Genomic DNA, 8,489 nt, shown 5'->3' on the forward strand with positions numbered 1-8,489 from the left:
ATCACATACATTGAATTTATGGGTGTTGGAGTTGGCGGAAAGTAAGTCAAAAGCCCTCGCGGTGACTGCTTTTATGGAAGACAAATCATTGGCCTGAATTTTTTGGATGGGGCTGACATATACGCCAATCAGGGTTTCGCAGCGTCCCTCTAAAATATCGGTTGGGAAGTGGTTCAGAATTCCGCCGTCGCTATACAGATTTCCATCAATTTCATATGGAGAAAGTACGCCAGGAAAGGAAGAGGATGCCAATATAGCGTCGGTAACTTTTGTGTCCGGATCAAAAACTTTGAGTTTTCCTTTTACAAGATCCGTTGCGGTTATGTGGGTGTGAATCTTTAAATCGCCAATCCTTGTATCCCCGAAAATGGAATGAAAATAGAATTTGAACGCATTCGAGTCAATAAATCCTGCTTTTTTAAAAGTAAAGTGTTTCCAGTTAAAAAAATAGATCGATTTGAAAAACTCCAGAATTTCCACGGGTGATTTTCCATTGGCATACAGGGCGCCAATGATAGAGCCCGCACTTGTTCCCGCTATATGATGAGGTTTTATATTTTTCTCTTCCAGGAACTGTAATGCACCGGCATGGGCCAATCCTTTTGTGCCGCCTCCGGAAAGTATCAATCCTACCGATTTTGTTTTTAAATCCATCTCAAATCTTTGGTATAAAATTACATTTTTTCATTCGTTAAGCTGACATTTATCAGCCATGAAATGCGATTTTTCGAGTAATTTTGTAATATTAAATAGGAAGAATGAAAACAATTATAGAAAATAGCCTAAAAAACAGTCACAGTTATTCGGAATACAGGGCAAAAGTGACGGAATTACTGGCAGAAGGGAAATCGTCCGGGAATGAGCAATCCGACGATTTACTGCATTACAGTAATCTGAATGAAGTGCGCATGAACCGTTTGGACAAAACCATAGTTGTTCCGGAAGAGATAAAAGCGCAATTGGGGAAATTGAATAAAAAGTACATTTGGTTGGTTCTGGCGGAAGGCTGGTGTGGTGATGCCGCACAGTTATTGCCTGTCATGAACAAAATGGATGAGGTTGCCGATAACATTGATTTTCATGTTGTTTTCCGCGATGAAAATGATTCTTTGATGCAGGAGTTTTTAACCAATGGCGCACGTTCTATTCCGAAACTGATAATTGTTAATTCCGAAAACCATGACGTTTTGGCCGCCTGGGGAGCAAGACCCGAAGGAGCTACCCGATTGATTAAGGAGTTTAAAGCGAAATTTGGCGTTGTCAATGAAACCGCTAAAGCGGAACTTCAGAAATGGTACCTGAAGGACAAAGGGTTATCAACAATGGAGGAAATTTCAAAAATTATGCTTGCTCTGGAATAAAGGTAGCTTCGAAATCGGTTATCAGAGTCGCGTCCTTTACATCGAATTCTCCGATTTTTGTTCGGCGTAAAGCAGTCAAATGTGCTCCGGAATTCAAGGCTAACCCAAAATCATAAGCAAGGGAACGGATATACGTTCCTTTGCTGCATTTTACACGAAAGTCAATTTCGGGCAATGCTATTCTCGTTAGTTCAAATTCGTAAATAGTGGTTTTTCTGTGTGCAATTTCCACTTCTTCTCCTGCGCGGGCGTGTTCGTATAAACGTTTTCCATCTTTTTTGATAGCTGAAAAAATGGGTGGTTTCTGATCAATTTCGCCTATAAAACTCAAGCGGACCTGTTCGATTAATTCGTTGTTGATGTGTTCGGTAGGAAATGTTTCGTCTACTTCGGTTTCAAGATCATAAGAAGGTGTTGTGCCGCCGATATAAAATGTGCCTGTGTATTCTTTAGGCATGCCCTGCAATTCGGGAATGCGTTTGGTGAATTTTCCGGTGCAGATTATAAGCAAGCCTGTAGCTAACGGATCCAGTGTGCCGGCGTGACCAATCTTGAACTTCTTTGGAAGCCCGACTTTTTTTATCAGTGCGTATTTTAATTTGTTAACTGCCTGAAACGAACTCCATTTCAAGGGTTTGTCAATCAGTAAAACTTGTCCGTTTATGTAATCTTCTGGAGTCAGCACTGTGGTTTATTTTAAGTATGAGAAATAGATCAGAAGACCGATTCCGGCAATAATGCGGTACCAACCCCAAGGCTTGAAACCATATTGTTTTATGATTCCGATGAAAAATTTAATGGCCAAAACCGCTACGATAAAAGCGACAACATTTCCAATCAGGAACATTTTTATAGTATCGCCGGACTGTAAAATCAGTTCGTAACCTTTCATCTGTGAGTGCTCATACGTTTTAAGGAAAACGGAATAGCATGTCACGGCCAGCATGGTGGGAACGGCCAGGAAAAATGAAAATTCTGCGGCGGCATGTCGGGTTAACCCTTGCTGCATTCCTCCAATTATTGAAGCAGCGGAACGGCTTGTTCCCGGCATCATGGCCAAACATTGCCAAAGGCCTATGGTAACCGCTTTTTTTATGGTAATATCTTCTTCATGGGCAACGGTTGGGTTTTGAAAACGGCTGTCGATGAAAAGCAGTATGATTCCGCCAACAATCAGTACGATGGCAATCGGGATTGGATTTCCTAAAACCGCTTCAATTTTATCATCGAACAATTTTCCTAAAATCAAAGCAGGAACTACGGCGCAGGCTAATTTTATGAAGAAATTCAGTTTGGAAAAATCGAAAAACTTCTTCCAGTATAATGCCACTACGGCCAATATCGCTCCGAATTGAATGGAAACCTGAAACAGTTTTACAAAGTCATCTTCCTGAATGCCAAAATAAGAACTTGCAAATACCATATGCCCTGTGGAGGAAACCGGTAAATATTCTGTTAAGCCTTCAATGATGGCAATTATTAGCGCTTGAAATAAATCCATTGGAGAGTTGTTGAGTCGTCTTTTTTCTGGAAGACTAAATGGTTAATTGACTCGAGTTCTATTGTTTGCTTTTCTTAAAAATAGAATAAATCGTGATGCCAAAACCGATTAAAACTACTGTTGGAGCCAATCGGATTCTTTGGAAATTGAAAATAGCGTCGCTGAAAACTTTCGGGTCATCACTTCCGCCTCCGGACATCAGGATAAAACCTAAGCCAATTACAGCCAATCCGATTAAAAGAATTTTGTAGTTGATGCTTTCAAAAAGAAAGTCTGGTTTTTGTTTGTTTTCCATCTCGTCAGTGTGAGGAACGAAGCAATCCGGTCCCCAAGTTTATGTTGTTAATATAAATCGTCGGTTCTTAAATTTAAAAAACGTTGAGTAGCAAAGAAAGTGCTTATCCATGTGATTACAATTCCCACAATTAAAACGCCGCCTAAAATAATAACCATCGAAAGATAATCTTTAGCTATGCCTAATTTAGGGAATAGTCCGTCAACGTATAAAGTCAGGGCGATAAGTGCAATAATAGCCAATCCGGAACCGATTAGTCCCAAACGGATACTTCTCCATATGAAAGGTCTTCTGATGAACGATTTTGTGGCCCCCACCATTTGCATGGTTTTGATTATAAAACGGTTGGAATAAACAGAAAGGCGCAATGAACTATTGATCAACAGCATCGAAATCACTCCAAAAACACTACTGATTACTAAAATCCAGAAACTGATTTTTTTGATGTTCTCGTTTGCCAGTTCTACCAGTTTTTTATCGTAAATAACTTCGGTAACCATTTCGTTGGTTTTGATGTCGCTTTCGATCTGCTTGATTTTCGCCGTTTCCACATATTCACTTTTTAAATGAATGTCGAAGGAATTTGGCAGCGGATTCATTCCTAAAAACTCAAGGAAATCCTCGCCAACAATGTCTTTGTTGTTTTTAGCAGCATTCTCTTTGGAAACAAAAGCAAAATCTTTTACGAATGGAGAACCCTTCAGTTTTGTTTCAAAAGCCTTTAGGATTGTATCATTCGCTTCATCATTGAAATAAACCGACATAGGAATATCTTCCTTAAAACTGTTCGATATTTTTTCGGAATGGATTACAAACAATCCCAATGCGCCCAACAGGAACAACACTAAAAAAATACTTAAAACTACAGAAAAATAAGAAGATATCAGACGTCTTCTCTGAAAGTTCTCGAATGATGGTGCCATACGTAATCTGAATTTAAGCCGTAAAAATAGTAAAGAAAATCGTTTTTAACCTTTATAACGGTCAAAGTTTTATCTTTCTTATAATATAATGTAAATTTGCACCCAATTTAATTTAAGTTGACAGTCGCAGTCGCAGTAAGCAGAGATTGCCTTGCAGATAGTAACTGAGACTGATAACTGAGACTGATAACTAACTGAAATGAAGTACTTCCACAACGAAATCGAAGCCAAATGGCAACAATATTGGGCAGAAAACCAAACGTTCGCTGCTAAAAATGATTCTGATAAACCCAAATATTATGTGCTGGACATGTTTCCGTATCCTTCGGGAGCAGGTTTGCATGTGGGGCATCCGCTGGGCTACATCGCATCGGATATCGTAGCGCGTTACAAAAGACATCAGGGTTTCAATGTGTTGCATCCACAAGGGTATGATTCCTTCGGATTACCGGCGGAACAATATGCAATTCAAACCGGACAACATCCGGAAAAAACCACGAAAGAGAATATTGCCCGTTACCGTCAGCAGTTGGATAAGATCGGTTTTTCGTTTGACTGGAGCCGAGAAGTTCGTACTTCGAATCCCGATTATTACAGACATACACAATGGATTTTCATTCAGTTGTTCAATTCGTATTACTGTAAGGACACCGATCAGGCACGTCCGATTGAGGAATTGATCGAAGTTTTCCAACAAGAAGGAAATACGCGAATCCATGCAGTTTGCGATGAGAATATTTCAACATTTAACGGAGAAGAGTGGAATGCATTTTCTTCCGAAGAACAACAAAAAATCTTACTTCAATATAGATTGACTTATTTGGCGGAAACCGAAGTAAACTGGTGTCCGGCTTTAGGTACCGTATTGGCAAACGACGAAATCATCAACGGCGTTTCCGAACGTGGAGGTCATCCGGTAATCCGCAAAAAAATGACGCAGTGGTCGATGCGAATTTCGGCTTATGCGGAAAGATTGCTTCAAGGTCTGGAAACCATCGACTGGACCGAATCCTTGAAAGAATCGCAAAGAAACTGGATCGGGAAATCGGTCGGTGCTTCTGTGACTTTTAATTTGAAAAATCACGAGGAAGTAATAGAAGTATTTACGACCCGTCCTGATACCATCTTCGGAGTAACCTTCATGACTTTGGCACCGGAACACGAATTGGTGGCCAAAATCACGACGCCAGAACAAAAAGCCAATGTTGAAGCTTATATTGAAGCAACAGCAAAACGTTCGGAAAGAGAGCGTATGGCCGATGTGAAAACCATTTCGGGAGTATTTACCGGAGCCTATGCGGAGCATCCGTTTACCAAAGAACCAATTCCGGTTTGGATTGGCGATTATGTGTTGGCAGGATACGGAACCGGTGCGGTAATGGCAGTACCATGCGGTGATGAAAGGGATTATGCTTTTGCGAAACATTTTGATCTTCCGATTAAAAACATCGTAGAAGGTGTGGATATTTCCGAAGCGGCTTACGACGATAAAAACAACACGATTTTAGCGAATTCCGAATTCCTAAACGGATTGAATTATAAGGAAGCGACTAAAAAAATAATTGAAGAATTAGAGAAAATCGGTGCAGGGATGGCAAAAGTAAATTACCGTTTGCGTGATGCTGTTTTCTCCCGTCAAAGATATTGGGGTGAACCTTTCCCAGTTTATTATGTGAACGGTATGCCGCAAATGATTCCGGCAGCACATTTGCCGGTAGTTTTACCGGAAGTGGAAAAATATTTGCCAACCGAAGACGGTCAGCCGCCTTTAGGGAATGCTTCCGTTTGGGCTTGGGATACCAAAACCAATCAGGTGGTAAGTAATGATTTAATGGATAATGTAAACGTATTCCCGTTAGAATTGAACACCATGCCGGGTTGGGCTGGAAGTTCATGGTACTGGATGCGCTATATGGACGCACACAATACTAATGAATTCGCAAGTCAGGATGCATTGAAGTATTGGGAAAATGTGGATTTGTACATCGGAGGAAGTGAGCACGCAACCGGACATTTGCTATATTCCCGTTTCTGGAACAAATTCTTAAAAGACAGAGGATTTGCACCAACGGAAGAGCCTTTCAAAAAACTGATCAATCAGGGGATGATTTTGGGGATGAGCGCGTTTGTTTACCGTTCTGAAGATTCAAAAACGCTTTACTCAAAAGGGTTGATTAAGGATAAAAATGTTCATCCAATCCATGTAGATTTAGCCGTTATCAATGACGTGACAAATGAATTGGATATTGAAGCTTTCAAAAACCATCCACTGTATTCAGATTATAAAAACGCTGAATTCATTTTGGAAGACGGAAAATACATAGTAGGGCGTGAAGTCGAAAAAATGTCCAAATCGAAATACAACGTTGTGAACCCGGACGATATTTGTGAGCAATACGGAGCCGATACCTTACGATTGTATGAAATGTTCTTGGGTCCATTGGAGCAGGCTAAACCTTGGAATACCGCCGGAATTACCGGAGTGTCAGGTTTCCTTAAAAAACTGTGGCGTTTGTATTTTGACGATATCGGGTTAATTGTAACCAACGACGAGCCAACAGGCGAAATGTACAAATCGTTACACAAGACCATCAAAAAAGTAACGGAAGATATCGAGAATTTCTCGTTCAATACTTCGGTTTCACAGTTTATGATTTGTGTGAACGAATTGGCACAGGCCAAATGCCATCACCGTGCTATTTTAGAGCCGTTAGCGATTCTGGTTTCGCCATATGCGCCACATATTGCTGAGGAATTATGGAGTGCGTTGGGTCACGAAGGTTCGATTGCTACTGTAAAGTTTCCGATTTTTGAAGCCAAATATTTGGTGGAAAGCGAAAAAGAGTATCCGGTATCGTTTAACGGAAAAATGCGTTTCACCATCAAATTGCCATTGGATTTAAATGCGGCTCAAATAGAAGAAATCGTGATGGCCGACGAAAGAACCCAAGCGCAATTGCAAGGCAGAACGCCAAATAAAGTGATTATCGTTCCGGGGAAAATCATCAACCTGGTAGGATAATTTAATAGACTATTCGCAAGGACTCAATAGAGCCTGTTATTTAAGACAAAGTTCTCTTTGTCATTTCGAGCGGAGTCGAGAAATCCCGGATTCTAACAAGAATTTGGGATTTTTTTTGTAACCTTTTAGTAATTTTACGTATAATAAACAAATGTTAGAAATGTCAAAATGGCATTTGTGAAATTAGGCGTAAAATTTGATATTCAATAGGGTTATAAAAAAAACTAAAAACACATAGCTATGATATGGATTTTAATGGGAGCCATTATGCTGGCAAGCTGGTTGGTGAGCAGCAGGCTTCAGAGTAAATTTGATCACTATTCGAAAATGCAATTGCAGAACGGGATGAGCGGTGCTGAAATCGCCCAGAAAATGCTAGCCGATCACGGGATTACCGATGTGCGTGTAATTTCGACTCCGGGGCGTTTGACCGATCATTACAATCCGGCTGATAAAACAGTTAACCTGAGTGAAGCGGTTTACAATCAACGTAATGCCGCCGCCGCCGCAGTGGCAGCACATGAGTGTGGGCATGCTGTCCAACATGCACAAGCGTATAGTTGGCTGACCATGCGTTCCAAATTGGTTCCGGTGGTTTCGGTTACTTCAAATTTTGTACAATGGATTTTATTGGCAGGGGTTCTGTTGGTTAATACGTTTCCTCAACTATTGCTTATAGGGATTGCGATTTTTGCCATGACCACATTATTCTCGATTATAACCTTGCCGGTAGAGTATGATGCGAGTAACAGAGCATTGGCTTGGCTGGAAAACAAACGTATGCTGAACCAGGAAGAACATGACGGCGCTGCAGATGCGTTAAAATGGGCAGCCCGTACGTATGTAGTGGCAGCCATCGGATCGATAGGTACACTGTTGTATTACATCATGATTTATATGAACCGACGTTAATTCGTTTCAATTGATATAAAAGAATCCGTTACTCAAGTAGCGGATTTTTTTTTTGGAGCGAATGGTTCAGGAGTGTCAGCAATCCATATTCCCGCCATCCGCTTTACAAGGTGTCACTCCTGTCGGGGCTAGTCGAAAAACTAAAGGAGTGCTTGTAATCTAACAGAAAACTGCGACTGCAACTGTCCTCCGTTTACTACAACTGTATCTGTCTTTCAATCTGCTGGTCCAGTGAAATGAATGTTTCTGTTCTCGAAACCCCGTCAATTGCCTGAATTTTTTTGTTGAGCAACTGCATCAGGTGCTCGTTGTCGCGGCAGAGAATTTTGATTAAGATGCTCCAGTTTCCGGTGGTGTAATGACATTCCAAAACCTCTGGGATTTTTTTCAGTTCTTTTACTGCTTCGGGATTACGGGCCGCTTTATCAAGATAGATGCCTACGAAAGCCATTGTGCTGTAACCCAGTACTTTTGT

9 protein-coding genes are annotated in these 8,489 nt (G+C 40.9%); 3 read left to right on the forward strand and 6 right to left on the reverse strand.

Translation table 11 applies throughout. The features are described from left to right. Nucleotides 1–654, reverse strand: a 654-nt coding sequence (locus tag VLB74_RS04710; RefSeq protein WP_325202306.1) for a patatin-like phospholipase family protein, incomplete at its 3' end; no start/stop codon positions are given. A 104-nt stretch (nt 655–758) separates the two neighbouring features. Between VLB74_RS04710 and VLB74_RS04715 the strand changes: the two genes are divergently transcribed. Beyond that, nucleotides 759–1,361 carry a thioredoxin family protein gene (locus VLB74_RS04715; protein WP_325202307.1) on the forward strand — a complete coding sequence of 201 codons (603 nt, stop codon included), beginning with the start codon at nt 759–761 and terminating at the stop codon, nt 1,359–1,361. On the opposite strand, the gene truB is transcribed toward VLB74_RS04715, so the two are convergent. From truB to VLB74_RS04735, 4 genes are read right to left on the reverse strand one after another with little or no spacing between them, the layout of a single operon-like run. Next, nucleotides 1,342–2,043: a tRNA pseudouridine(55) synthase TruB gene (gene truB, locus VLB74_RS04720; protein WP_325202314.1), complete on the reverse strand. Its 702-nt coding sequence runs from the start codon at nt 2,041–2,043 to the stop codon at nt 1,342–1,344. The two genes, VLB74_RS04715 and truB, sit on opposite strands and share 20 nt — an antisense overlap. Nucleotides 2,044–2,052: 9 nt before the next feature. Beyond that, nucleotides 2,053–2,862, reverse strand: a complete 810-nt coding sequence (locus VLB74_RS04725) for an undecaprenyl-diphosphate phosphatase (RefSeq protein WP_325202308.1) — start codon at nt 2,860–2,862, stop codon at nt 2,053–2,055. A 58-nt stretch (nt 2,863–2,920) separates the two neighbouring features. Then, on the reverse strand, nt 2,921–3,157 hold the full coding sequence (locus VLB74_RS04730) for a DUF3098 domain-containing protein (protein WP_325202309.1): 237 nt from the start codon (nt 3,155–3,157) through the stop codon (nt 2,921–2,923). 47 nt (nt 3,158–3,204) lie between these two features. Next, the gene (locus VLB74_RS04735) at nt 3,205–4,080 is read right to left on the reverse strand and encodes a cell division protein FtsX (RefSeq protein ID WP_325202310.1); all 876 of its coding nucleotides are present in this window, start codon (nt 4,078–4,080) and stop codon (nt 3,205–3,207) included. 199 nt (nt 4,081–4,279) lie between these two features. Here VLB74_RS04735 and leuS point away from each other — a divergent pair, with 199 nt between their 5' ends. Together leuS and VLB74_RS04745 are read left to right on the forward strand one after the other, a co-directional pair. Beyond that, the gene (leuS, locus tag VLB74_RS04740) at nt 4,280–7,102 is read left to right on the forward strand and encodes a leucine--tRNA ligase (protein WP_325202311.1); all 2,823 of its coding nucleotides are present in this window, start codon (nt 4,280–4,282) and stop codon (nt 7,100–7,102) included. Between the two features lie 240 nt (nt 7,103–7,342). Beyond that, nucleotides 7,343–8,014: a zinc metallopeptidase gene (locus VLB74_RS04745; RefSeq protein WP_325202312.1), complete on the forward strand. Its 672-nt coding sequence runs from the start codon at nt 7,343–7,345 to the stop codon at nt 8,012–8,014. A gap of 196 nt (nt 8,015–8,210) precedes the next feature. Here the strand turns inward: VLB74_RS04745 and VLB74_RS04750 are convergent. Then, nucleotides 8,211–8,489 (reverse strand): Lrp/AsnC ligand binding domain-containing protein (locus tag VLB74_RS04750; protein WP_325202313.1); only part of this gene is annotated, 279 nt, incomplete at its 5' end.

The organism is Flavobacterium sp. (assembly GCF_035456225.1).
In the GTDB taxonomy this organism is placed as follows: domain Bacteria; phylum Bacteroidota; class Bacteroidia; order Flavobacteriales; family Flavobacteriaceae; genus Flavobacterium.